Below are 23,828 nucleotides of genomic sequence, written 5' to 3'. Positions count from 1 at the left end.
AATCGGCTCACTCTATTACACATATCGTTAACAAAATCGCTGTGCTCTTTTTTTACGTCTACAAATTCCCTACAATCCCGAACAATGTCTGCCAACAATTATGGGGATCTCATGGGCACGGCCAAACACAGTAAGCTGCTAATCCTTGGTTCTGGACCTGCGGGATACACCGCTGCGGTCTATGCTGCACGCGCAAACCTGCAACCGGTTTTGATTACCGGGCTGGAAAAAGGCGGTCAACTGACCACCACCACCGAGGTGGAAAACTGGCCTGGCGATCCGAACGATCTGACCGGTCCGCTGCTGATGGAACGTATGCACGAGCATGCGACCAAATTTGAAACCGAAATTATTTTTGACCACATTCACAGCGTGGATCTGCAAAACCGTCCGTTCCGTCTTACCGGCGACAGCGGCGAATACACCTGCGATGCGTTAATCATCGCTACCGGCGCGTCTGCCCGTTATCTGGGTCTGCCGTCGGAAGAAGCGTTTAAAGGCCGCGGCGTTTCCGCCTGCGCGACCTGCGACGGGTTCTTCTATCGTAATCAGAAAGTGGCGGTCATCGGCGGCGGCAACACCGCAGTAGAAGAAGCGCTGTACTTGTCCAACATTGCATCAGAAGTGCACCTGATTCACCGTCGTGATTCTTTCCGCGCGGAGAAAATCCTCATCAAGCGTCTGATGGATAAAGTGGAAAGCGGCAATATCGTGCTCCACACCAACCGTACGCTGGAAGAAGTGACCGGCGATCAGATGGGCGTGAGCGGTTTGCGTCTGCGTTCAACCGAGAGCGATGATATTGAATCGCTGGACGTCGCAGGTCTGTTCGTGGCTATCGGTCACAGCCCAAACACGGCGATTTTCGAAGGCCAGCTGGCGCTGGAAAACGGCTACATCAAAGTGCAGTCCGGTATCCACGGCAACGCCACCCAGACCAGCATCCCGGGCGTGTTCGCTGCGGGCGACGTAATGGACCACATTTACCGTCAGGCAATCACCTCTGCGGGCACCGGCTGTATGGCGGCGCTGGACGCGGAACGCTACCTCGACGGTCTGGCCGACGCCTGCAAATAATCTTTACAAGTCAGTAACAAAAGTAAAAAAGGCGACGATAAGTCGCCTTTATTTTTTCTGCGATGTAACATTGCCGCGCCCATAACTGAAACCATTATCCATAAGCCACCTGCTAAGCGCCCAATGAATAAAAGTCGCCAACAAGAACTCACCCGCTGGCTCAAACAGCAAAGCGTCCTGTCTCGCCGCTGGTTGATGCTCTCCCGCCTGCTCGGCTTCGCCAGTGGGATACTGATTATTGCTCAGGCGTGGCTGCTGGCCCGCATCCTTCACCATATGATTATGGAGAACATTCCGCGCGAGGCGCTGCTGATGCCGTTTATTCAGCTGGTGCTGGTTTTCGTCCTCCGCGCCTGGGTGGTGTGGCTGCGCGAGCGGGTCGGTTTTCATGCCGGGCAACAGATTCGCTTTGAGATTCGCCGTCAGGTGCTGGACCGTCTGCAACAGGCTGGCCCGGCGTGGATTCAGGGCAAGCCGGCCGGCAGTTGGGCGACGCTGATTCTTGAGCAAATTGACGATATGCACGACTACTACGCCCGCTACCTGCCACAGATGGCGCTGGCTGCCTGCGTGCCGCTGCTGATCGTCGTCGCCATTTTCCCGTCCAACTGGGTCGCCGCGTTGATACTGCTGGCCACCGCTCCGCTGATCCCGCTGTTTATGGCGCTGGTCGGCATGGGCGCCGCCGACGCCAACCGCCGCAACTTCCTGGCCCTGGCGCGCTTGAGCGGCCACTTCCTGGACCGTCTGCGCGGCATGGATACCTTACGTATTTTTGGCCGTGGAAAAGCCGAGACCGACAATATCCGCGAAGCCTCGCAGGATTTTCGCCAGCGCACCATGGAAGTTCTGCGCCTGGCGTTCCTCTCCTCCGGCGTACTGGAGTTTTTCACCTCCCTTTCAATTGCACTGGTGGCGGTCTATTTCGGTTTCTCATACCTCGGTGAGCTGAATTTTGGCAGCTACGGCGCGGCGGTCACGCTCTCCTCCGGCTTCCTGGCGCTGATTCTGGCCCCTGAATTCTTCCAGCCGCTACGAGATTTGGGGACCTTTTACCACGCCAAAGCCCAGGCGGTAGGCGCTGCCGACAGCCTGAAAACCTTCCTTGAAGCGCCGCTGGCGCACCCTGAACAGGGTGAGCAGATACTGGAGACCAGCGAGCCGGTGTCGCTTTGCGCGAAAGATCTGTTCATCACTTCGCCGGAAGGCAAAATGCTCGTCGGCCCGCTCAACTTCACGCTCAATGCCAGGCAGCGAGTGGTGCTGGTGGGGCAAAGTGGTTCCGGTAAAAGCTCGCTGTTGAACGCACTGGCCGGTTTCCTCCCCTACAGCGGTTCGCTGAAGGTCAACGGTATCGAACTCCGTCACCTGCAACCGGAAAGCTGGCATCGATTGATGAGCTGGGTCGGTCAAAATCCACAGCTGCCGGCCGCCACGCTGCGCGAGAACGTGCTGCTGGGCAACCCGGAGGCCAGCGAAGAACAACTGCATCAGGCACTGGAAAAAGCGTGGGTCAATGAGTTTCTGCCGCAGCTTCCTGACGGCATTGATACCGCGGCTGGCGAGCAGTCCGCGCGCCTCTCCGTCGGCCAGGCGCAGCGCGTCGCCGTCGCCCGCGCTCTCCTCGCTCCTTGCCGTCTGCTGCTGCTTGATGAACCTGCCGCCAGCCTTGATGCTCATAGCGAACAGCGCGTCATGCAGGCGCTGGGTGAAGCCTCAACGCAACAAACGACCCTGATGGTCACCCACCAGTTGGAAGGTATTACCGAGTGGGACGCTATCTGGGTTATGGAAAACGGCCAGATTATCGAGCAAGGCTCGTATTCGCAGCTGGTTGCAGCCAACGGCGTTTTCGCCAGCCTGCTGGCCAATCGTCAGGAGGAGATCTAAATGCGCGCACTGTTGCCTTATCTGGCGCTCTATAAACGCCATAAATGGCTATTAAGCCTCGGCGTGGTTCTGGCGATTGTGACGCTGCTCGCCAGCATTGGCTTGCTGACGCTTTCCGGCTGGTTCCTCTCCGCTTCGGCGGTGGTCGGGTTTGCCGGCGCTTACAGTTTTAACTACATGCTGCCTGCGGCGGGCGTGCGCGGCGCGGCGATTATCCGTACCGCCGGGCGTTACTTTGAACGTCTGGTCAGCCATGACGCCACTTTCCGCGTCTTGCAGCATCTGCGCGTCTTCACCTTCAGCAAACTGCTGCCGCTCTCACCTGCCGGGCTGGCGCGTTTTCGTCAGGGCGAGCTGCTCAACCGCATGGTGGCCGATGTCGATACGCTGGATCATCTCTATCTGCGCGTGATTTCTCCGCTGGTTGGCGCGCTGGTGGTTATCCTGGTCGTTACCGCCGGATTAAGCCTGTTGGACGTCAATCTGGCCCTGACGCTCGGCGGAATTATGCTCGCCACGCTGCTGATACTGCCACCGCTGTTTTATCGCGCGGGTAAACCCACCGGCGAGCAGCTCACTACGCTGCGCGGTCAGTATCGTCAGCAGCTCACCGGCTGGCTGCAAGGACAGGCGGAGCTGACCATTTTCAACGCCAGCGATCGCTATCGTAAACAGATGGAACAGACGGAGCTTAACTGGCACGACGCGCAGCGCCGCCAGTCTGAACTGACCGCGCTGTCTCAGGCGCTGATGCTGCTGATTGGCGCCGCAGCCGTGGTCGCGATGTTGTGGCTTGCCGCCGGCGGCGTGGGCGATATCGCCCAGCCGGGCGCATTGATTGCACTGTTTGTTTTCTGCGCGCTGGCGGCCTTTGAAGCTCTGGCCCCGGTGACCGGCGCGTTCCAGCATTTGGGACAGGTGATTGCGTCAGCGCTGCGCGTGAGCCAGATTATCGAGCAACAGCCGGAAGTCACTTTCCCGCAGCAGGCCAGCGTTCGTCCACAGCAGGTAGCGCTCACGCTGAAGGAGGTCGCCTTTACCTATCCAGAGCAGACGCAACCCGCGCTGGAAAATCTCTCGCTGCACGTGGCTGCCGGGGAGCATATCGCTATCCTCGGGCGCACCGGCTGCGGCAAATCAACGCTCCTGCAACTGCTAACCCGCGCATGGGATCCGCAGCAGGGCAGCATTTTGCTCAACGATATCGCGCTTAATCAGTTCGATGAGCAGACACTGCGTCAGACCATGAGTCTGGTGCCTCAGCGCGTGCATCTGTTCAGCGCCACGCTGCGCGACAACCTGCTGCTGGCCCGGCCAGATGCCACCGACGATATGCTTAGTGACGTACTGCGTCGCACGGGGCTGGAGAAATTGCTGGAAGATGCCGGTCTCAACAGCTGGCTTGGCGAAGGCGGCCGCCAGCTTTCTGGCGGCGAACTGCGCCGTCTGGGCATTGCCCGTGCGCTATTGCACGATGGGCCGCTGATGCTGCTGGACGAACCGACCGAAGGACTGGACGCCACCACCGAAAGCCAGATTCTTGAACTGCTGGCTGAAGTCATGCGCGAAAAAACGCTGCTGATGGTTACCCACCGCCTGCGTGGCCTGGCGCGCTTTAATCGGATAATTGTCATGGACAACGGGCAAATTATTGAGCAAGGTAATCATACAGAACTGCTGGCAAAACAAGGCCGTTACTACCAGTTCAAACAGCGTCTGTAGACTATGATTGAGTTAACTTAGTTTCGTGGGGTTTTCGCGACATGCGCCTTGTGCAGCTTTCTCGTCATTCGATTGCTTTTCCCTCCCCGGAGGGCGCATTACGTGAACCCAACGGGCTGCTGGCGCTCGGCGGCGATCTTGGCCCCGCGCGTCTGCTAATGGCCTATCAACGCGGGATCTTCCCGTGGTTTTCGCCCGGCGACCCGATCCTCTGGTGGTCGCCGGATCCTCGCGCCGTGCTGTGGCCCGAGCAGTTCCATCTCAGCCGCAGTATGAAACGCTTTCATCGCCAGTCGCCCTATCGCGTCACGCTCAATTATGCCTTTAGTCAGGTCATCGAGGGCTGCGCGCAGGATCGCCACGAAGGCACCTGGATCACCACCAGCATCAGCCAGGCCTACCATCGCCTGCATGAGCTGGGTCACGCGCATTCTATCGAGGTCTGGCAGGGAGAAACGCTGGTTGGCGGCATGTACGGCGTCGCGATGGGCGAGCTGTTTTGCGGCGAGTCTATGTTCAGCCGCGCGGAGAATGCCTCTAAAACCGCGCTGTACGTCTTCTGTGAGGCGTTTAGCCGTGCGGGCGGCAAACTGATTGACTGCCAGGTGTTAAACAGCCATACCGCGTCTCTGGGCGCGATAGAGATACCTCGCCGCGACTACCTTGAATATCTCAATACGCTACGCATGCAGCCGCTGGAGGACAAATTCTGGGTTCCGGGGCAGCTCTTTTCACCTGAAGCGTAAATGTTTTCAGCACAATTTCCATCAGGATGATATAATTGCCGACGAGAGTCGCTTCTGCCTTTTGCCCCGCCGCCGTTTGGGAATCATTCGAGTCAGATAACGCCCACGTTTATCCTGCTATTTCCGGTCTGGTTCGCGCCCATCACACGCTGTTTTGGTGTGGTGAAAGGGTAATGCGCAAAAACGACTTTCGCCGATTAAGACGGACAATTCTTTACTTACATGATGAACTTCGGCATTATCTTGCCGGTTCAAATTACGGTAGTGATACCCCAGAGGATTAGATGGCCAAAGAAGACAATATTGAAATGCAGGGTACCGTTCTTGAAACGTTACCTAATACCATGTTCCGCGTAGAACTGGAAAACGGACACGTGGTTACTGCACATATCTCCGGTAAAATGCGCAAAAACTATATCCGCATCCTGACGGGCGACAAAGTGACTGTTGAGCTGACCCCGTACGACCTGAGCAAAGGCCGCATTGTCTTCCGTAGTCGCTAATCACCGCAGATAATGAGCGTCTGGCGCGAAGTTCGCCGAGCGCTATTTGCCGAATGTGATGCCCTGCTTATGCGGGGCATTTTTTTGGCTTTCTTTCATCCGTATCATAAAACATAAGTGTCGGGTTTATGCGCCTTTCGCCAGTTATGGCTATCCCGCAACCCTTCCGCCGACTCTTCCGCCACCACACGCAGTTCATCGCTATCAGCCTCATGGCGTAGCTGGTGACCGACGTTCTTAACCCACAAAAATTGGTGGCCTTTATGCCCCGCCATCAGTTGGCCAGAAAATAAGGCACACGTCAGCAACATCACCGATAACACTTTTGTCAACATCATCCCACCGTTCGGCTAAATCCTGTCGTTAGCATGCCGCGGCTTACGTCGGGTTATTATTCAACAGTTCAAATTTGCGAAAATGATCTGTCAACGTCGCCCGAGAAACGAGAGACAAAAAAAAACCGAGCCACTATCAGCTCGGTTTTCGTTTTAATGCGAGTGCTCGCCGTTAATGCGCCGCTTCCGGTTTGTGCTTCTGGGCACTGTGGAAGCCGTAGGTCAGCGCATTTTTCTCTTTATCGAGCGCCACGGTCACCTGACCGCCGTCCACCAGCGAACCAAACAGCAGTTCGTTAGCCAGCGGTTTCTTCAGGTTATCCTGAATCACACGCGCCATTGGACGCGCGCCCATCGCCCGGTCGTAGCCTTTGTCGGCCAGCCAGTTGCGGGCTTCCTGGCTCACTTCCAGCGAGACGCCTTTCTGATCCAGCTGAACCTGCAGCTCGACGATGAACTTATCCACCACCTGATGGATCACGTCGGTAGACAGATGATCGAACCAGATAATGTTGTCCAGACGGTTACGGAACTCTGGCGTAAAGATCTTTTTGATCTCTTCCATCGCGTCGGTGCTGTTGTCCTGCTGGATAAGACCAATCGATTTACGCTCGGTTTCACGTACGCCGGCGTTGGTGGTCATCACCAGCACCACGTTACGGAAATCGGCTTTACGACCGTTGTTATCCGTCAGCGTGCCGTTGTCCATCACCTGCAACAGCAGGTTGAAGACGTCCGGGTGCGCTTTTTCGATTTCGTCCAGCAGCAGCACCGCGTGCGGATGCTTAATCACCGCATCGGTCAGCAGGCCGCCCTGATCAAAACCAACGTATCCCGGAGGCGCGCCGATCAGGCGGCTCACCGTGTGGCGTTCCATATATTCAGACATATCGAACCGCAGCAGCTCAATGCCCATCGCCTTCGCCAGCTGGACGGTCACTTCCGTTTTACCTACCCCTGTCGGGCCAGCAAACAGGAAGGAGCCCACCGGGCGATGCTCGTGGCCGAGACCCGCACGGCTCATCTTAATCGCTTCCGTCAGCGCATCGATGGCGTTATCCTGACCAAATACCAGCATTTTCAGGCGATTGCCGAGCGTTTTCAGCGTATCGCGATCGCTCTGGGAGACGCTTTTCTCCGGGATACGCGCAATGCGCGCGACCACGGATTCAATGTCCGCCACGTTAATCGTTTTCTTACGCTTGCTCACCGGCATCAGGCGAGCGCGGGCGCCAGCCTCATCAATGACATCAATCGCTTTATCCGGCAGATGACGATCGTTGATGTATTTCACCGCCAGTTCCACCGCCGCGCGCACCGCTTTGGCGGTGTAGCGTACGTCATGGTGTGCTTCGTATTTCGGTTTCAGGCCGTTCAGAATCTGCACGGTCTCTTCTACCGACGGTTCGGTAATATCAATTTTCTGGAAACGACGCGCCAGCGCCCTGTCCTTCTCAAAGATATTGCTGAATTCCTGGTAGGTGGTCGAGCCCATCACCCGAATCTTGCCGCTGGAGAGCAGCGGTTTAATCAGGTTTGCCGCGTCCACCTGGCCCCCCGACGCGGCACCCGCACCGATAATGGTGTGGATTTCGTCGATGAACAGAATGCTGTTGGTATCCTGCTCTAACTGCTTGAGCAGCGCTTTAAAGCGTTTTTCGAAATCACCGCGGTATTTGGTGCCCGCCAGCAGCGAGCCAATATCCAGTGAGTAGATAGTGCAGTCGGCCATGATTTCCGGCACGTCACCGCGCACAATGCGCCATGCCAGACCTTCGGCAATCGCCGTTTTCCCGACGCCGGATTCCCCCACCAGCAGCGGGTTGTTTTTACGACGGCGGCACAGCACCTGAATGGCGCGCTCAAGCTCTTTGTCGCGACCGATCAGCGGGTCAATGCCCCCAACACGAGCAAGCTGATTAAGGTTGGTGGTGAAGTTTTCCATACGTTCCTCCCCGCCTGCTTGCTCTTCATTAGGTTGCTGATTTCCGGAATCGGAAGGCTGGCTTGGCTCGTCTTTACGCGTGCCGTGAGAGATAAAGTTCACCACGTCGAGACGGCTGACTTCATGTTTGCGCAGCAGATAGGCGGCCTGCGACTCCTGCTCGCTGAAAATCGCCACCAGGACGTTAGCGCCGGTCACTTCGCTACGCCCGGAAGACTGGACGTGGAAGACCGCGCGTTGCAGAACACGCTGGAAGCTGAGCGTCGGTTGCGTTTCACGCTCTTCTTCACTGACCGGCAGAACCGGCGTGGTTTGTTCGATGAAGGCTTCGAGTTCCTGACGCAGCGCCACCAAATCAACCGAGCACGCTTCCAGCGCTTCACGGGCCGATGGATTGCTAAGCAGAGCCAGCAACAGATGCTCGACAGTCATAAACTCGTGACGGTGCTCGCGCGCTCTGGCGAAAGCCATGTTTAAACTGAGTTCCAGTTCTTGATTGAGCATAGGCACCTCCCCCCAATTTTCATGCCTGTATCAGGCTTGTTCCAGCGTACACAGTAGCGGATGCTCGTTCTCCCTCGCGTACTGATTCACCATCGCAACTTTGGTTTCGGCGACTTCTGCCGTAAAAACACCACAAATTGCTTTACCCTGATAGTGAACCGTTAGCATCAACTGTGTTGCGCGTTCTACATCATAAGAAAAGAATTTTTGTAACACGTCAATAACAAACTCCATCGGAGTGTAATCATCATTGACCAATATCACTTTATACATTGACGGGGGTTTAAGCCCATCCTGAAGTTTATCTGCCGCAAGCTGGTCGAAGTCCAGCCAGTCTCTGGTCTTACTCATTGTCAGTCATCATCGTCGGTGTCATCAATTGCTGCTGACGAGGCTGCGTACACGTATGGCTCCGTATTATTGACAGGATTAATGACACATTTCCCCGGCCAGCACGTTACCTTTCGTTCTTGCACATACAGGCTCTCAATTTACTGTAGATCATAGATAACTATCACCTATAGCTGCCATTCGCGAACTCTGTCACATTCCCGTCAATAGCGTTAACTGCTTCAAATTTTGATGCATTTTACCCCTTTAGCCCTCCGCAAACGCTTGACGCACTGTGCGAAATATCTAAATTGTACTGGCGAGAGTTGGTGAGGTTTTGAACAACTCCTGACTCCACCACCGGTTCATTCCATCTACTTATAAACGTATAATAGAGTTACGAAGGATGTCGAAGTATGGAAATGGGTACTGTTAAGTGGTTCAACAATGCCAAAGGGTTCGGTTTCATTTGCCCGGAAGGCGGTGGCGAGGACATCTTCGCCCATTACTCCACCATCCAGATGGATGGGTACAGAACGTTAAAAGCCGGACAAGCCGTCCAGTTTGATGTCCACGAGGGGCCGAAAGGTAATCATGCTAGCCTGATTATCCCCGTGGAAGCAGAAACAGCCGCCTAGTTTACTGCCCCATTGTGTACATCCCGCCGTCAAAATGCCAGTCCTTCTGACTGGCATTTTTTCATTTATTTTTCGCCGTTATTCCCGCGCCAGCGCATCGACCGGGTCGAGCCGCGCCGCGTTCCTCGCCGGTAGCCAGCCAAAGAGCACACCGGTGAGGGTTGAGCAGATAAACGCCGTCAACAGCGCCAGCGGCGAAAAACCAATCTCCCAGCCCGGCAGCACCAGTTGGAGCAGCAGCGCAATCATCAACGACAGCGTGACACCCAGTGCGCCACCCACCAGGCACACCAGAATCGCCTCAATCAAAAACTGCTGCAGGACGTTACTGGCCCGCGCGCCGACCGCCATACGAATGCCGATTTCCCGCGTCCGTTCCGTCACCGACACCAGCATGATATTCATCACGCCAATACCGCCAACCACCAGCGAGATCACCGCCACCAGCGTTAAGAACAGCTGTAATGTATGTGTGGTGCGTTCTGCCGTTTTCAAGATGCTGTCCATATTCCAGACGAAGAAATCTTTCTTGCCGTGACGCAGACTGAGCAGTCGGGTCAACTGCTGTTCGGCGAGACTGCTGTCGTAGCCCTCTTTCACCCTCACGGTGATGGAGTTCAGCCACGCCTGCCCCATCACCCGCCCGGACATCGTTGAATACGGTAACCAGACGCGCAGAATCTTGCTGCTGCCAAACATCGACTGTTTCTCATCCGCTACGCCAATCACCGTCGCCGGCGTATTACCCACCAGTATCACTTCCCCCACCACGCTGGCCTTATTGGGGAACAGCTGCCGACGCGTATTGCTATCGAGCACCACCACCTGCGCGCGTTCTGCGGCCTGGACACCATTAAAGGTATTGCCCTCGCTGAAGGTCATGCCATAAACGTTGAAGTAGTGCTGACCAATGCCCTGCACGCTGGCCGCAACGTCGATATTCCCAGCGCGGATGCGTAGATTCTTTGATACCGACGGCGTCACCGAGCTGACCCACGACTGCTTTTCGATCGCCAGCAGATCGTCATACTTCAGCGACTGCTGATACTGCGGATCGTCATCGCCGAAATCTTTCCCCGGATAGACATCGATAGTATTGGTGCCTATGGAACGGATATCCGCCAGCACCATCTGTTTGGCCGCATCGCCCACCACCACAATCGATACCACCGAGGCGATACCGATAATAATGCCGAGCATGGTCAGCAACGTGCGCATTTTATTCGCCACCATGGCCAGCCAGGCCATCGACAGCGCTTCACGGAAACTATTGCTGAACTGCCCCCAGCCGGAAGCCGCCTGTATCACCGGCTGACGTGGGGCGACCGTCGTCTGTCGCGCCGGAGGGTTATGGACAATTTCACCGTCGCGAATCTCAATCACGCGCTCTGCTTGCGCGGCCACCTGCGGGTCGTGGGTGACGATAATAATCGTGTGCCCTTGCTCTTTAAGCTGATGGAGAATCGCCATCACCTCTTCACCAGAGCGACTGTCGAGCGCGCCGGTGGGTTCATCGGCAAGGATCACCTGGCCGCCGTTCATCAGCGCGCGGGCAATACTCACCCGCTGCTGCTGACCGCCGGAGAGCTGAGAAGGCGCATAATCGACGCGATCCGCCAGCCCCAGACGTTGCAACAGCTCCTTTGCCCGCGCCAGCCGCGCCTTGCGCTCCACGCCCGCGTACACCGCCGGCACTTCCACATTCTGCGCCGCCGTCAGGTGCGACAACAGGTGATAACGTTGAAAAATAAAGCCAAAGTGCTCGCGGCGCAGCGCGGCCAGCGCATCGCCGTCCAGCGTCGCCACATCGGTTCCCGCCACGCGGTAGGTGCCGCTGGTCGGCTTATCGAGGCAGCCGAGAATATTCATCAGCGTCGATTTCCCCGAACCAGAAGCCCCGACGATCGCCACCATCTCGCCGGCGTTAATTTGCAGTGAGATACCCTTGAGGACCTCAACGCTGCCGTCTCCCGACGGGTAGCTGCGGCGAATCTGGGTTAGCTCAAGCAGTGCGGTCATTTTTCCGCTCCGGCTTTACCTTCTCCAATGATCACCTCATCGCCCGCTTCAAGCCCTTTGGCAATCTCTACGTCAGTGTCATTGCGCGCACCGATGACCACTTCACGCGTCTTGACTTCACCGTTGCGCAGTAGACGCACGTTGTAACGGTTATCCCCTACGCTATCGCCTAGCGCCGACAGCGGAATGGTCAACACATCGTTGACGCCACCGAGCTGGATATGCACCTGCGCGGTCATCTCCAGACGCAGTACACCGTTAGGGTTCGGCACTTCAAAACGGGCATAGTAGAAGATGGCGTCGTTGACTTTTTCCGGCGTCGGCAGAATATCCTTCAGGGTGCCTTCGTAGCGCGTCAGCGGGTCGCCAAGTACGGTAAACCAGGCTTTCTGTCCCGGTTTGAGATGAATGACATCGGCTTCGGAAACCTGAGCTTTCACCAGCATGGTGCTGAGATCCGCCAGCGTCAGAATGTTGGGCGCCTGCTGAGCGGCTATCACCGTCTGCCCTTGTAGCGTGGTAATTTGCGTCACTTCGCCACGCATCGGCGCCACAATACGGGTGTAGTCAAGGTTGGTTTTGGCTGTATCGAGTGAGGCCTGATTGCGTTTAATCTGCGCATCAATGGTACCTATTTGCGCCTGTTTTACCGCCATATCGGTGGCGGCGGTATCCAGATCCTGGCGCGAAACGACCTGAGTTTTCGCCAGCTGTTGCTGGCGTGAGAAGGTGACGCTCGCCAGCTTCCATTCCGCTTCTGCCTGTTTGCGCTGCGCGCGAAGCTCCATCAGCGTCGCTTCCACTTCTTTAATCTGATTCTGCGCCTGTTCAGGGTCAATCACCCCTAAAAGCTGATCTTTTACCACCTTATCGCCGATGTTCACTGACAGGGTTTTCAACTGCCCGCTCACCTGCGCGCCGACGTCAACTTTGCGCAGCGCGTCAAGCTTACCGGTGGCCAGCACGCTCTGCTCAAGCGAGCCTTTGCGCACAATGAGCGTCTGGTAATTGGGCAACGGTGCGTTGAGCATTTTCCAGACGGCAATGAGCGCCACGATAAGCACGGCAAGCATCAGCCAGTAGCGTTTTTTTAGTTTTCCCTTGATGATCATAAAATCCTGAAATCCCCGAAAATATCGACACAATGTGAAATCAAACTTCAATGCAAGCTAAACAAACCAAGAAAAGTCTGAGCAAATACCCCTGCCCCGCTAATTGATTCATCATGGTGATGTTAAAATCGCCATTCATATGTAATTCTGGATAGTAAACCATGTCACAGCTCAGCGAAAATTCATTCGAGTCTTCCCGCCACCCTTCCGCCCTCGGCCTCTTTTTTAGCCTGTTTAGCGGGCAATGGCGCCCCGGTGAATTCTGGAACAAGCGTAGCTTTCGTCGGAAGTTTATGCTGCGCTCTTTACTGATGCCACGTCTGAGCCGCGAATGGATGAACGAACTGTCCCAATGGTCCCATCTGGATACGCTGCTTACGCGCCAGCCGCGCCTGCCGGTGCGTCTGCATCGCCCGTATCTGGCGGTAAATTTTAGCCGTCACCAGGTGCTGGACGCGCTGCGTTATCACTATACGCTGCTGTCAGAGGCGATGTCCTCCGAAGAGTTAACCACCTACCTGAATACACAGGCCTTAACGCTGGCGCAGATTGAAGGGAAAAATGGTGACACCTTTACTCTTGAGCTGACCATGCAGATTAATCTGGATAAAGAAGGCGATAGCACTATTCTGATGCGCAACGCCGACGGCGATGTGCTGGCGGAGATGACCTTCACCCTGCTTGACTACCAGAACCAGCGCACGCTGTTTATTGGCGGCCTCCAGGGCGGCAAACGCGATTTGCCGCATGAAGCCATCCAGAATGCCACCAAATCCTGCCACGGTCTGTTCCCGAAACGCCTGGTCATGGAAGCTGTATGCCGCTTTGCTGAACGCCTGCACGTGGATCAGATCCTGGCCGTCAGTAACGATGTGCACATTTTCCGCGGCGAACGCTACCAGGATAAGAATAAAAAGATTCTTTCCGATTACGACACGTTTTGGGAAGCGGTGGGCGGCGAACGCGACAACGAGGGCTACTACCATATTCCGGTCGCCATCGCCCGCAAGGATATTGCTGAAATCGCAAGTAAAAAACGTGCGGAATATCGCCGTCGCTATGAACTGATGGATGCAATTCAAAGCCAAATGTCGGGCTTGTTCCATCAGCCTTAATGTAAATTTCTGCGCGCTAAGCCATCAGCGCGTAGAAAACAGCCAAAAATGAACATCACCAAACTTAAACCATTCATAAACAAAATGTAATCTTCACATTCTTTGCATTTGTTGAAATTACGTTGAAGGTTCCGTTGATTAAATAGGCAAAACCTCCTTAACGAGATTTTTCCTATGTCGAGCCTTGTCGATTTTTCCGCGTCCGCGCATCCACAACCTGAATCCAGCTGGCACCTTTTTCGACTACTGTCGACCGGCACGCTTGCGCCCGGCCGTGCGTGGAAAAACCCAGCGTACCGGCGTAAATTCCTGCTGCGCTCGCTGAGCACACCGCGAATGACCGGTAAACTGCTTGGCAGTCTGGCGAAACAACCGCAGCTGATGCAAATTCTGAACGTACAGCCCGGCCTGCCGTGCCGACTGCATCGGCCGTGGCTGTGTACGCACCTGAGCCACCAGCAAACCATTGATGCGCTGTGCTGGCACTACCAGCAGCTGCTGGCCAGACTGCCGGAAAACGTCGCCAATCATTATCTTTCCCCACGCGGCGCGCTGCTGACCACGCTTAGTGGTAAAGACGGACAGCAATACAGCATTCGTCTGTGCGCGGATGCAATGCTGGATAAAGAAGGCGAAGCGACGATTGTTTTCCAGGACGAGAACGACACCGTGCTGGCGGAACTGACGTTTACGCTGTGCCAGTACAACGGGGTTGACACGTTCTTTGTCGGCGGCCTGCAAGGGGCGAAAGCGGACGTGCCGCACCAGCTGATTCAAGCCGCCACCAAAGCCTGCCACGGCTTATTCCCGAAACGTCTGGTGGTGGATGCGCTGTTAACCCTGGGGTCACTGCTGTCAGTTGCTCACGTGCGTGCCGTCAGCAACGAAACGCACATTTATCGCAGCCTGCGCTACCGCCATAAAAAACGCGGCAAGCTGCATGCCGACTACAACAGTTTCTGGACGTCGTTGGGGGCACAGGCCGACGAGGAAGGTGATTACGTTTTACCGCTGACGTTGGCGCGTAAAACGATGGAAGAGATTGCCAGCAAGAAGCGCGCGGAGTACCGCCGTCGCTATGCGCTGCTGGACGAGCTCCAGCAGCAAATTACCGAAATGGTCCAGCGTTAATCCGCTTTCCCGCGCGCCAGCCAGACGACGCGGGAAAACATTTTCTTCAGCAAGGGCGGAACGGCTTCAATACCGCGCCGCCCGGCTTCCATCGCCACTTCAATCGCCAGATCGGGTTTCGATGAACGGTGAATCGCCTTGGTGATCACCCGGCGCATATTCATCGGGATGTTTTCCGGCAATTGCGCCACGCGGTGATAAACGCTGGAAAACCCCTGCCGGTACATAAAGTGTTCCATATCCGGCGCGGGCAACGTCGTCAGGTGATGATGTTCGGCTTCACGATCGTTGTTGAGCAGGCTGCGCACCGTGGCCGCATATTTTTTTCCTGCCTCATCCCCATCGACCAACACGTGCCACTCTATCCCCATTCGACGAGCGAATTTAATCAACGGTTTGAGTCCGGACTGGGCAAACTCAATCACTTTGACCCCTTCAGCGTCGAAATGGTGCCCGCACTGGCGCGCCAGCTCGTTAATCACCCAGGTTTCGGTTTCACCTTCCACCAGCAGCCAGCAGCGCGCAAACAGCGATGAGGCACGATTAAAACGAATGTGGAACGAAATGCGGCGACTGTCTTCGGCGTTCATTCCCTCCGGCCCCAGCCGCCATGCCGATACGCGGGAGGACTCACGGACCAGACGGCAAACGTTCTGCATCGGCGTGAGCGACAACAGCTCACCGGAGTTGGTGGTCGCCACGCGCTGTAATGGCAGCAAGTTCAGCAGATTCCAGGCCACCGACAGCATAATCGGATGCAGCCGCGTTTCCGGATCCTCCACGAGCAGCAACGGACGCGCGTCTCTATCGAGTTTGACCGTCCCCTTCGCCTGCAGCAGCGTCGCGAACATGCCCAGCAGGATCACCCGGTGATTGCGCGCGCCGGGCTTGTCGATCATACGGTTAATCAAATCCAGATAGCGCCAACTGCGCTGCTCGTCGTGCGAGCGACGGCGCATCAAGCGTTGAATCGCCGGGCCAGAGCCCTGCTCAGAGAAGTAGTGCTCCAGCAGTTGTCCCATCGCCGCCAGCCCCTGGCGTATCTGGCCATCGCTGAGATTCTGCGGGCTCGTCACCAGCTCGCGGGAAAGGTAATCGAGCTGGCGCGCGGTGATTTCAACGTCAGGCACATCCGGCACGGTGCCGCTGCGGATGCGGCGCATAAAACGGGCATCACGCAGGCGTAGTACGGGCATCAGGCGAATCAACTCGCGCGCCTGGCCGTCAATATCGTCAATGTCCAACGCCTGACCATCGCTGTCGATAAAGCTACGGAGCGTCAGCACGCTACCGTCGGCGGCCAGTTCACCCTCCAGGCGGTAGAAAATACGTCGAAAACCGTCGTCGCACAGCGTCCAGCAGTCGGAGAGCCCACGGTAGCGTCGGCCCCGGTAGCGGCCGGGTTCGTTTTCGCGAAAAGTCAGTATGATGTGCAGATGGTGCTCACGTCCCTGCACATCGCCGGGTGGAAACCAGAAATCGTTATAGACAAAGTGATACAGCTCATCGTGCGGCGAAAGCAGCAGCGTCAGCGCGTCCAGCAGACTCGATTTACCCCACGCGTTTTCGCCGATTAAGACGTTATTCTCCTCCAGCATCAACGATAATCGATTAATGCCGCGAAACCCTGCAATTTCGGTGCGCTCAAGAAGCATAACCCCTCCGTAACACGATAGCTGCCATCCCTTCGTTATCGGCAGTATAGCGGCATGCGTCGCACTTGACACCAGACTGGCACGCCGCTTGCGTACGGAGTGATGCTTTATTAACCGCTGAAAGTAATAAAGTGCGTTCTCTATCACCTTCCACGATTATTCCGAAAATAATGCACTACACTCTACTTCAAAGAATAAATCGCTCAAGGAATAACACCACATTGTTTTGTATCAAAGTTCGGCTATTTATTTAACTGGTGAGGGATGACGTTCGTTTTTAAAATAATGAGGACTATGCCTGCCACCCATTTTGGTAGGGATATATTCAGTCGTCACCCTTTATGACGATAATAATTTTTAATTCGAGGTGGTTATGTTTAGAAAATTGGCTGCAGAGTGCTTTGGCACCTTCTGGCTGGTATTTGGTGGTTGCGGTAGCGCCGTTCTGGCTGCAGCATTCCCGGAATTAGGGATTGGCTTTGCGGGCGTTGCGCTGGCGTTCGGTTTAACCGTTCTCACCATGGCATTTGCCGTTGGCCATATCTCTGGCGGCCATTTTAACCCGGCAGTGACCCTGGGCCTGTGGGCTGGCGGTCGTTTCCCGGCCAAAGAAGTGATTGGCTATATTGTCGCACAGGTTGTCGGCGGGATTATCGCCGCTGCCGTATTGTATTTAATCGCCAGCGGTAAAGCGGGCTTTGACGCGGCAGCCAGCGGCTTCGCCTCCAACGGTTACGGCGAACATTCACCGGGCGGCTACTCAATGCTTTCCGCTATCGTGATTGAAATCGTACTGACCTGCGGCTTCCTGCTGGTGATCCACGGCGCAACCGACAAAAATGCCCCGGCAGGCTTCGCACCGATCGCCATCGGCCTCGCTCTGACTCTGATTCACCTCATCAGCATTCCGGTAACTAACACCTCCGTTAACCCGGCGCGTAGTACCGCGGTCGCTATTTTCCAGGGCGGCTGGGCGCTTGACCAGCTGTGGCTGTTCTGGGTGATGCCGATCATCGGCGGTATCCTGGGCGGCGTGATTTATCGCACCCTGCTGGAAAAGAAATAAGCCTTCTGTAAACCGGGCATGGCGTGAATGCGCCAACCCGGCAAAGAAAGACCCGGTAAAGCCGGGTCTTTCTTTTTTCGCAGCTTTACTCGGTATGCGGTTTTCGGTAGTGTCTGTGCGCGATTTAAATACTACAAGGAAGCGTGTTCGTTATGTTATCGGGACTGCTCATCATTCTGGTGCCGTTGGTTATCGGCTATCTGATTCCCCTTACCCACCGCGGTGCGCTGCAGCTGATCAATCGCCTGCTCAGTTGGATTGTTTATCTGATTCTCTTCTTTATGGGGATCAGCCTGGCATTTCTGGATAATCTGGCAGCGAATCTATTATCTATCTTCCACTATTCTGCTATTAGCATTGTGGTTATTTTACTTTGCAATATTGCGGCACTGCTGTGGCTGGAAAAAGTGTTGCCATGGGGACATCCTCATCATCAGGAAAAATTACCCTCACGCCTCGCGATGGCGCTGGAATCATTAAAGCTGTGCTTTGTGGTTATTGCCGGTTTTGTTCTCGGACTCAGCGGGCTTTCCTTTTTACAGCACGCCACCGATGCCAGCGAATATACGCTCATTTTCTTGCTGTTCCTGGTCGGTATTCAGCTGAGAAACAGCGGCATGACCTTGCGACAAATTATTCTCAACCGCCGCGGCATGGTGATTGCGTTAGTCGTGGTAGCCAGTTCGATGGTTGCCGGCGTCATCAATGCGTTTCTGCTTGGTTTGCCCATTAAAACCGGTCTGGCGATGGCCTCCGGATTTGGCTGGTACTCGCTGTCCGGTATTCTGCTGACCGACGCCTACGGCCCGGTAATCGGTAGCGCCACCTTCTTTAATGACCTGGCGCGCGAACTACTGGCCATTATGCTCATTCCCGGCCTGGTACGCCGCAGCCGCTCCACCGCGCTTGGCCTGTGCGGCGCCACCTCAATGGACTTCACCCTACCGGTACTCCAGCGTTCTGGAGGCGTGGAAATGGTCCCTCCCGCTATCGTCCACGGCTTTATTCTTAGCCTGCTCGTACCGCTGATGATGGCCTTCTTCACCGCCTGATACCTCCATGGCGGTAGCCTTCGCTGCCGCCAAAATTGCGCTAAATCAACCTCCCTTTAAGTTGCACTAAAAATGCCTTTTCAAGGCTGAGTCTCAGGCTTACCCTTAAACATGTATATTAAATATAACTTTAAAAAGGTGTGACCCATGTTTTGTGTGCAATGTGAACAAACCATCCGTACTCCGGCAGGGAACGGCTGCTCTTACGCTCAGGGTATGTGTGGTAAGACGGCTGAAACGTCCGATCTGCAGGATCTGCTGATTGCGTCTTTGCAAGGTCTGTCCGCATGGGCGGTGAAGGCGCGTGAATACGGCATCATCAACCACGACGTTGATAACTTCGCCCCGCGCGCGTTCTTCTCCACTCTGACCAACGTTAACTTCGACTCTCCGCGTATCGTGGGCTACGCCCGTGAAGCGATTGCCCTGCGTGAAGCGCTGAAGGCGCAGTGCCTGACCAAAGACGCTAACGCCACCGTCGATAACCCGATGGCTGACCTTCAACTGGTCAGTGACGATCTGGGCGATCTGCAAAAACAGGCGGCGGAATTTACCCCGAACAAAGACAAAGCCGCCATCGGTGAGAACATTCTCGGCCTGCGCCTGCTGTGCCTGTACGGTCTGAAAGGCGCGGCGGCATACATGGAACACGCGCATGTCCTTGGCCAGTACGACAACGACATCTACGCGCAGTACCACAAAATCATGGCGTGGCTGGGCACCTGGCCTACCGATATGAACGCTCTGCTGGAGTGCTCTATGGAAATCGGCCAGATGAACTTCAAAGTGATGAGTATTCTGGACGCTGGTGAAACCACCAAATACGGCCACCCGACCCCGACTCAGGTCAACGTGAAAGCCACTGAAGGTAAGTGCATCCTGATCTCCGGTCACGACCTGAAAGATCTCTACAACCTGCTGGAACAAACCGAAGGCACCGGCGTTAACGTCTATACCCACGGTGAAATGCTGCCAGCGCACGGCTACCCGGAACTGCGTAAGTTCAAACACCTGATCGGTAACTACGGCAGCGGCTGGCAGAACCAGCAGGTGGAATTCGCTCGCTTCCCTGGCCCAATCGTGATGACCTCTAACTGCATCATCGACCCAACCGTGGGCGCGTACGACGACCGTATCTGGACCCGTAGCATCGTCGGCTGGCCGGGTGTGAGCCACCTCGAAGGCGACAACTTCGGTCCGGTTATCGCGCAGGCCCAGCAGATGGCGGGCTTCCCGTACAGCGAAATTCCGCACCTGATCACCGTAGGTTTCGGTCGTCAGACCCTGCTGGGCGCGGCTGATACCCTGATTGACCTGGTGAGCCGTGAAAAACTGCGTCACATCTTCCTGGTGGGCGGCTGCGACGGCGCGCGCGGCGAACGTAACTACTTCACCGATTTCGCCACCAGCGTGCCGGACGACTGCCTGATCCTGACTCTGGCCTGCGGTAAATATCGTTTCAACAAACTGGAGTTCGGCGATATCGAAGGCCTGCCGCGTCTGGTGGATGCCGGTCAGTGTAACGATGCTTACTCTGCCATCATCCTGGCGGTCACTCTGGCAGAGAAACTGGGCTGCGGCGTGAACGATCTGCCGCTGTCGCTGGTGCTCTCCTGGTTCGAACAGAAAGCGATCGTGATTCTGCTGACCCTGCTGTCGCTCGGCGTGAAAAACATCGTCACTGGTCCGACGGCGCCAGGCTTCTTCACGCCGGACCTGCTGGCTGTGCTCAACGAGAAATTTGGTCTGCGTTCCGTGACCACCGTTGAAGAAGATATGAAGCAGCTGTTGAGCGCGTAAGGAGTTAAGCATGACAATGCCAACAAGTCAGTGCCCATGGCGGATGCAGGTTCACCACATCCATCAGGAAACGCCGGATGTATGGACCATTTCGTTGCTGTGCCACGACTATTATCCATACCGCGCCGGGCAGTACGCACTGGTCAGCGTGCGCAACTCAGCGGAGACGCTGCGTGCTTACACCATTTCGTCTACGCCGGGAGTCAGCGAGTACATCACGCTGACCGTTCGCCGCATTGACGATGGCGCAGGTTCACAGTGGCTGACTCGTGACGTGAAACGCGGCGATTATATCTGGCTGTCCGATGCCATGGGCGATTTCATCTGCGAAGACAAAGCGAATGACAAATTCCTGATGCTGGCGGCTGGCTGTGGCGTGACGCCAATCATGTCTATGCGTCGCTGGTTGGCGAAGTACCGTCCGCAGGCCGATGTGCTGGTGATCTTTAACGTCCGTTCGCCGGAAGATGTGATCTTCGCCGACGAATGGCGTCAGTATCCGGTCACCCTGGTGGCGGAAAACAACGCCACCCACGGTTTTGTCTCCGGTCGTCTGAGTACCGAATTGCTGAAAAGCGTACCGGATCTGGCGTCTCGCACCGTGATGACCTGTGGCCCGGCACCGTATATGGAGCTTGTCGAAAAAGAAGTGAAAGCGCTGGGCGTGACCCGCTTCTTTAAAGAGAAGTTCTTCACCCCGGTTGCCGACGCGGCCACCAGCGGCCTGAAGTTCACCAAACTGCAGCCAGCGAAAGAGTTCTACTCTCCGGTTGGTACCACCTTGCTGGACGCGCTGGAAAGCAACAAGGTGCCAGTAGTGGCGGCCTGCCGTGCAGGCGTATGCGGCTGCTGCAAAACCAAGGTGGTTTCCGGTGACTATACGGTCACCAGCACTATGACGTTAAGCGATGCGGAAATTGCCGACGGGTACGTGCTGGCGTGTTCCTGCCATCCGCAGGGCGACCTGGTACTGGCGTAATTCACCCATTAGGGCAAAAGGCTACCCTGCATAACGGGTGGCCTTTTTTAATGGGCATGCATAAAGATAAACACCTGCCGATTGTCACCACGTATTGTTTTTATCATCAATCCATATCCTCGCAAAATCTGGCCAACACTGCGGATGGCAATGAATCCCCTTCACTGATTTTGGATACCGCAACGTGTACTGCTTTTGATAAAGAGGAACGATCAAATGATGGCGAATAGCATGGCGCTGAAGCGCAATAAGGAGCCGTTTATGACGTTCCGGTTCTCGGTGTACCGACCTGTCCAGTAACCTTATCACGCGTTTTTGACTCTCTTTTGGCCAGAACACCTTTACCATGCTGCTTCTGCGCCAGCGTTCCTCAAAGGTAAATGCTGCTTGCTGGACAGAACTTAAGTAGCCCAGGGCAATATCCATGCTTTCCCAGACCGCCCCGCTTGCCGGCCAGTGGGTATTATGAATGGCCCGTGCCGTTAACCGACATCCGACACGCAGCAAATATCGGGCAAACATTTTGACGAAAATTTCCGTATCCGGCGTACTGAAATAGGCCATGGAAAGCAGCGGAGGGAGCTCGGACATGTCCATTTTCTTTCCAGACATCGTCAGCCAACTCTCAACGGGCAGCAGATCAGACTGCTTCTTCATCATGCTGCTCGCCAGAGTTTTCGCGATTTCTGTCAGCGTGATGCGCTGCTGACGAGAGAGAATACTCGCGCTGCTATTGTTAAATGCCAGGAAGGAAAACGTATCGCTACAGGTCAAGGTTTCTGTCCTCTCCTGCCGCTCCGTAGAGCGCTCGGTCTCAAGTTGAACCACGCCCCAGTCCTTTACTTTCCGCAAACGCGTTTCAAGCGTAATCGCACGCGCTAGCGGCATTTCACCGTACCAGCCGGGAAAGCGGACAAGTGAGATACCGTCATCAGTATGTTTAGCGATCAAAAACGGGCCGATGCCAACAGTGGGAAAAACCGGATGCGGTATTGCAACAACCGGATTCGCCAAACGATGCAGTAACATCTCATCAGGTTGCGTCAGATGGAACTCAATACATTGCTGGTCAGCGGTAATATTCTGAACATAAGGTAACGCTTCTGTTCCTGCAAAAGCGCGCAATGTGCGCGCGCAATCAGCAACACTGAACGGATCGTTATTATGCCAGACCAGCCCCTGTCGAAGATAAAAGCGCCAGCACGTTCTATCGGTAGAAACCTCTACATGGTGGGCAAGAGCCAATTCTGGCTGCGTATTACCGTCAAGATACCTCGCCAATCCCACATGAACCATCCTGATTAAATGCCGGGTGAGATGCTGTGCCGATAATTTAGGAACGATCGCGGAAATCGGACGATAGTAAGGAAAGATGAAATGATACCCGCCAGACGCGGGTATCATCGGTAGGGGGGTCACTGAGGAGTTAACAGGAGCATCAATACCTTCCTGAAGGTGCTGGATGTCATGTCGGCACTGTATAAGACTTTGCTTCCCCCGCCCAGGCAGGGAAGCCCAGCTAATCCAGCCAATTTGTTGCATCTCTTTTAATAGCGTACGAGCATAACGCGGCGAGCAAGCGAGGGTATCAGCAACATCCTGTAACTGTACTTCACGCCGCTGGTTTTGATAGCGGTTCAACAGTCTTTTATATTGTCGTGCCAGCCGGAGTAATCTCGCGTCTGGTGCTATATTGTTAGACTGCTGGATCATTTCTCACCACCACTTTTTACCGGGAAGTCTCTTTAAAACTAGCGCGATTCTAATACCATACAATAAATCGCATTTAACTTATTATAGTTGCAGGCTGGTCATCTATATTACAAATAAGCCGTTGACAAATCAAAACCAAAGCAAACAAAAAACACAAAAAATCTCAACGTTGCAAAATTTAACACCAACAAATAAATAAAAAACAGAATAAAAACCGGATATCAGTGTCTGATTTAACACATAACACCAAGAACAAAATGCCAGATAAATTTTCATTAATCATTTCAATTGGTTACATGAATTACCTGACAGTTGTTAAAAACAGAATAAAATCGTAATATATCCCCAATCCGATTCCCACGGGCCAAAAAATAAAACTTAAACCATCAAAAATGGGGTACAATTTATCGTGATTTAAGGTTTTTATTACCTCACTGCAATATATCAACAAAGACCTAAATTGCAATAATTAAACCTGCACTTGAATTTTAAAAGC

20 protein-coding genes are annotated in these 23,828 nt (G+C 54.9%); 12 read left to right on the top strand and 8 right to left on the bottom strand.

Annotated features, from left to right (window positions below; all coding sequences use genetic code 11):
• The first annotated feature begins 111 nt into the window (after positions 1-111).
• The 5 genes from trxB (at position 112) to infA (ending at position 5,938) form a co-directional block, all read left to right on the top strand.
• Positions 112-1,077: a thioredoxin-disulfide reductase gene (gene trxB / locus NNN71_RS15645; RefSeq protein ID WP_163447739.1), complete on the top strand. Its 966-nt coding sequence runs from the start codon at positions 112-114 to the stop codon at positions 1,075-1,077.
• 123 nt (positions 1,078-1,200) lie between these two features.
• Positions 1,201-2,967 (top strand): heme ABC transporter permease/ATP-binding protein CydD, encoded by a 1,767-nt coding sequence (gene cydD, locus NNN71_RS15640; RefSeq protein WP_271458863.1) that lies wholly within the window; start codon positions 1,201-1,203, stop codon positions 2,965-2,967.
• Entirely contained in the window at positions 2,968-4,689 is a 1,722-nt protein-coding gene (gene cydC / locus NNN71_RS15635) for a heme ABC transporter ATP-binding protein/permease CydC (RefSeq protein WP_271458862.1), read from the top strand.
• Between the two features lie 41 nt (positions 4,690-4,730).
• Positions 4,731-5,435, top strand: coding sequence for a leucyl/phenylalanyl-tRNA--protein transferase (gene aat / locus NNN71_RS15630; RefSeq protein ID WP_163447742.1), 705 nt, complete (start codon positions 4,731-4,733; stop codon positions 5,433-5,435).
• Positions 5,436-5,719: 284 nt separating this feature from the next.
• Entirely contained in the window at positions 5,720-5,938 is a 219-nt protein-coding gene (infA, locus tag NNN71_RS15625) for a translation initiation factor IF-1 (RefSeq protein WP_001040187.1), read from the top strand.
• 104 nt (positions 5,939-6,042) lie between these two features.
• Here infA and NNN71_RS15620 read toward each other — a convergent pair whose 3' ends face one another.
• From NNN71_RS15620 to clpS, 3 genes are all read right to left on the bottom strand, one after another.
• Entirely contained in the window at positions 6,043-6,273 is a 231-nt protein-coding gene (locus NNN71_RS15620) for a DUF2554 family protein (RefSeq protein ID WP_163447743.1), read from the bottom strand.
• 172 nt (positions 6,274-6,445) lie between these two features.
• Entirely contained in the window at positions 6,446-8,722 is a 2,277-nt protein-coding gene (clpA, locus tag NNN71_RS15615; protein ID WP_163447744.1) for an ATP-dependent Clp protease ATP-binding subunit ClpA, read from the bottom strand.
• 30 nt (positions 8,723-8,752) lie between these two features.
• Entirely contained in the window at positions 8,753-9,073 is a 321-nt protein-coding gene (gene clpS, locus NNN71_RS15610) for an ATP-dependent Clp protease adapter ClpS (RefSeq protein ID WP_064548721.1), read from the bottom strand.
• Between the two features lie 395 nt (positions 9,074-9,468).
• Between clpS and cspD the strand changes: the two genes are divergently transcribed.
• Positions 9,469-9,690, top strand: a complete 222-nt coding sequence (cspD, locus tag NNN71_RS15605; protein ID WP_163447745.1) for a cold shock-like protein CspD — start codon at positions 9,469-9,471, stop codon at positions 9,688-9,690.
• Positions 9,691-9,768: 78 nt separating this feature from the next.
• Here cspD and macB read toward each other — a convergent pair whose 3' ends face one another.
• Entirely contained in the window at positions 9,769-11,709 is a 1,941-nt protein-coding gene (gene macB, locus NNN71_RS15600; RefSeq protein ID WP_271458861.1) for a macrolide ABC transporter ATP-binding protein/permease MacB, read from the bottom strand.
• Complete coding sequence (gene macA, locus NNN71_RS15595; protein WP_163447747.1) at positions 11,706-12,821, bottom strand: macrolide transporter subunit MacA; 1,116 nt, start codon at positions 12,819-12,821, stop codon at positions 11,706-11,708. The genes macB and macA overlap by 4 nt, the downstream gene beginning before the upstream one ends.
• A gap of 161 nt (positions 12,822-12,982) precedes the next feature.
• Here macA and NNN71_RS15590 point away from each other — a divergent pair, with 161 nt between their 5' ends.
• A complete protein-coding gene (locus NNN71_RS15590) occupies positions 12,983-13,936 on the top strand; it encodes a VirK/YbjX family protein (RefSeq protein ID WP_249022098.1) in 954 nt (317 codons plus the stop codon).
• A 174-nt stretch (positions 13,937-14,110) separates the two neighbouring features.
• Complete coding sequence (locus NNN71_RS15585) at positions 14,111-15,067, top strand: VirK/YbjX family protein (RefSeq protein ID WP_271458860.1); 957 nt, start codon at positions 14,111-14,113, stop codon at positions 15,065-15,067.
• Here the strand turns inward: NNN71_RS15585 and NNN71_RS15580 are convergent.
• Together NNN71_RS15580 and NNN71_RS25280 are read right to left on the bottom strand one after the other, a co-directional pair.
• Entirely contained in the window at positions 15,064-16,722 is a 1,659-nt protein-coding gene (locus NNN71_RS15580; RefSeq protein ID WP_163447750.1) for an ATP-dependent endonuclease, read from the bottom strand. The two genes, NNN71_RS15585 and NNN71_RS15580, sit on opposite strands and share 4 nt — an antisense overlap.
• Positions 16,712-16,876: a hypothetical protein gene (locus tag NNN71_RS25280; RefSeq protein ID WP_411908097.1), complete on the bottom strand. Its 165-nt coding sequence runs from the start codon at positions 16,874-16,876 to the stop codon at positions 16,712-16,714. Before NNN71_RS25280 ends, NNN71_RS15580 begins: the two co-directional genes overlap by 11 nt.
• A 219-nt stretch (positions 16,877-17,095) precedes the next feature.
• Between NNN71_RS25280 and aqpZ the strand changes: the two genes are divergently transcribed.
• The 4 genes from aqpZ to hcr all read left to right on the top strand — a co-directional run bounded on the left by aqpZ (position 17,096) and on the right by hcr (position 21,619).
• A complete protein-coding gene (aqpZ, locus tag NNN71_RS15575; RefSeq protein ID WP_064548706.1) occupies positions 17,096-17,788 on the top strand; it encodes an aquaporin Z in 693 nt (230 codons plus the stop codon).
• 152 nt (positions 17,789-17,940) lie between these two features.
• The gene (locus tag NNN71_RS15570; RefSeq protein ID WP_167576304.1) at positions 17,941-18,840 is read left to right on the top strand and encodes a lysine exporter LysO family protein; all 900 of its coding nucleotides are present in this window, start codon (positions 17,941-17,943) and stop codon (positions 18,838-18,840) included.
• A 147-nt stretch (positions 18,841-18,987) separates the two neighbouring features.
• Positions 18,988-20,640, top strand: coding sequence for a hydroxylamine reductase (gene hcp, locus NNN71_RS15565; protein WP_065355661.1), 1,653 nt, complete (start codon positions 18,988-18,990; stop codon positions 20,638-20,640).
• Positions 20,641-20,650: 10 nt separating this feature from the next.
• On the top strand, positions 20,651-21,619 hold the full coding sequence (gene hcr / locus NNN71_RS15560) for an NADH oxidoreductase (RefSeq protein WP_271458859.1): 969 nt from the start codon (positions 20,651-20,653) through the stop codon (positions 21,617-21,619).
• A gap of 84 nt (positions 21,620-21,703) precedes the next feature.
• Here the strand turns inward: hcr and NNN71_RS15555 are convergent, their stop codons facing one another.
• Positions 21,704-23,332, bottom strand: coding sequence for an SgrR family transcriptional regulator (locus NNN71_RS15555; RefSeq protein ID WP_271458858.1), 1,629 nt, complete (start codon positions 23,330-23,332; stop codon positions 21,704-21,706).
• Positions 23,333-23,828: the final 496 nt, after the last annotated feature.

Source organism: Kluyvera sp. Awk 3, from assembly GCF_028069715.1.
GTDB lineage: Bacteria > Pseudomonadota > Gammaproteobacteria > Enterobacterales > Enterobacteriaceae > Kluyvera > Kluyvera georgiana_A.
Note: the sequence above shows the minus strand (reverse complement) of the source record. Positions and strands in the feature narration are given on the sequence as shown.

Bases quoted from the DNA above. Each gene is read 5' to 3' on its own strand.
- NNN71_RS15590 (WP_249022098.1), top strand. From the start codon at position 12,983: ATGTCACAGCTCAGCGAAAATTCATTCGAGTCTTCCCGCCACCCTTCC.
- cydC (WP_271458862.1), top strand. From the start codon at position 2,968: ATGCGCGCACTGTTGCCTTATCTGGCGCTCTATAAACGCCATAAATGG.
- NNN71_RS15620 (WP_163447743.1), bottom strand. From the start codon at position 6,273: ATGTTGACAAAAGTGTTATCGGTGATGTTGCTGACGTGTGCCTTATTT.
- clpS (WP_064548721.1), bottom strand. From the start codon at position 9,073: ATGAGTAAGACCAGAGACTGGCTGGACTTCGACCAGCTTGCGGCAGAT.
- macB (WP_271458861.1), bottom strand. From the start codon at position 11,709: ATGACCGCACTGCTTGAGCTAACCCAGATTCGCCGCAGCTACCCGTCG.
- aqpZ (WP_064548706.1), top strand. From the start codon at position 17,096: ATGTTTAGAAAATTGGCTGCAGAGTGCTTTGGCACCTTCTGGCTGGTA.
- trxB (WP_163447739.1), top strand. From the start codon at position 112: ATGGGCACGGCCAAACACAGTAAGCTGCTAATCCTTGGTTCTGGACCT.
- cspD (WP_163447745.1), top strand. From the start codon at position 9,469: ATGGAAATGGGTACTGTTAAGTGGTTCAACAATGCCAAAGGGTTCGGT.
- NNN71_RS15570 (WP_167576304.1), top strand. From the start codon at position 17,941: ATGTTATCGGGACTGCTCATCATTCTGGTGCCGTTGGTTATCGGCTAT.
- NNN71_RS15585 (WP_271458860.1), top strand. From the start codon at position 14,111: ATGTCGAGCCTTGTCGATTTTTCCGCGTCCGCGCATCCACAACCTGAA.
- NNN71_RS15555 (WP_271458858.1), bottom strand. From the start codon at position 23,332: ATGATCCAGCAGTCTAACAATATAGCACCAGACGCGAGATTACTCCGG.
- hcp (WP_065355661.1), top strand. From the start codon at position 18,988: ATGTTTTGTGTGCAATGTGAACAAACCATCCGTACTCCGGCAGGGAAC.
- NNN71_RS15580 (WP_163447750.1), bottom strand. From the start codon at position 16,722: ATGCTTCTTGAGCGCACCGAAATTGCAGGGTTTCGCGGCATTAATCGA.
- clpA (WP_163447744.1), bottom strand. From the start codon at position 8,722: ATGCTCAATCAAGAACTGGAACTCAGTTTAAACATGGCTTTCGCCAGA.
- aat (WP_163447742.1), top strand. From the start codon at position 4,731: ATGCGCCTTGTGCAGCTTTCTCGTCATTCGATTGCTTTTCCCTCCCCG.
- hcr (WP_271458859.1), top strand. From the start codon at position 20,651: ATGACAATGCCAACAAGTCAGTGCCCATGGCGGATGCAGGTTCACCAC.
- cydD (WP_271458863.1), top strand. From the start codon at position 1,201: ATGAATAAAAGTCGCCAACAAGAACTCACCCGCTGGCTCAAACAGCAA.
- infA (WP_001040187.1), top strand. From the start codon at position 5,720: ATGGCCAAAGAAGACAATATTGAAATGCAGGGTACCGTTCTTGAAACG.
- macA (WP_163447747.1), bottom strand. From the start codon at position 12,821: ATGATCATCAAGGGAAAACTAAAAAAACGCTACTGGCTGATGCTTGCC.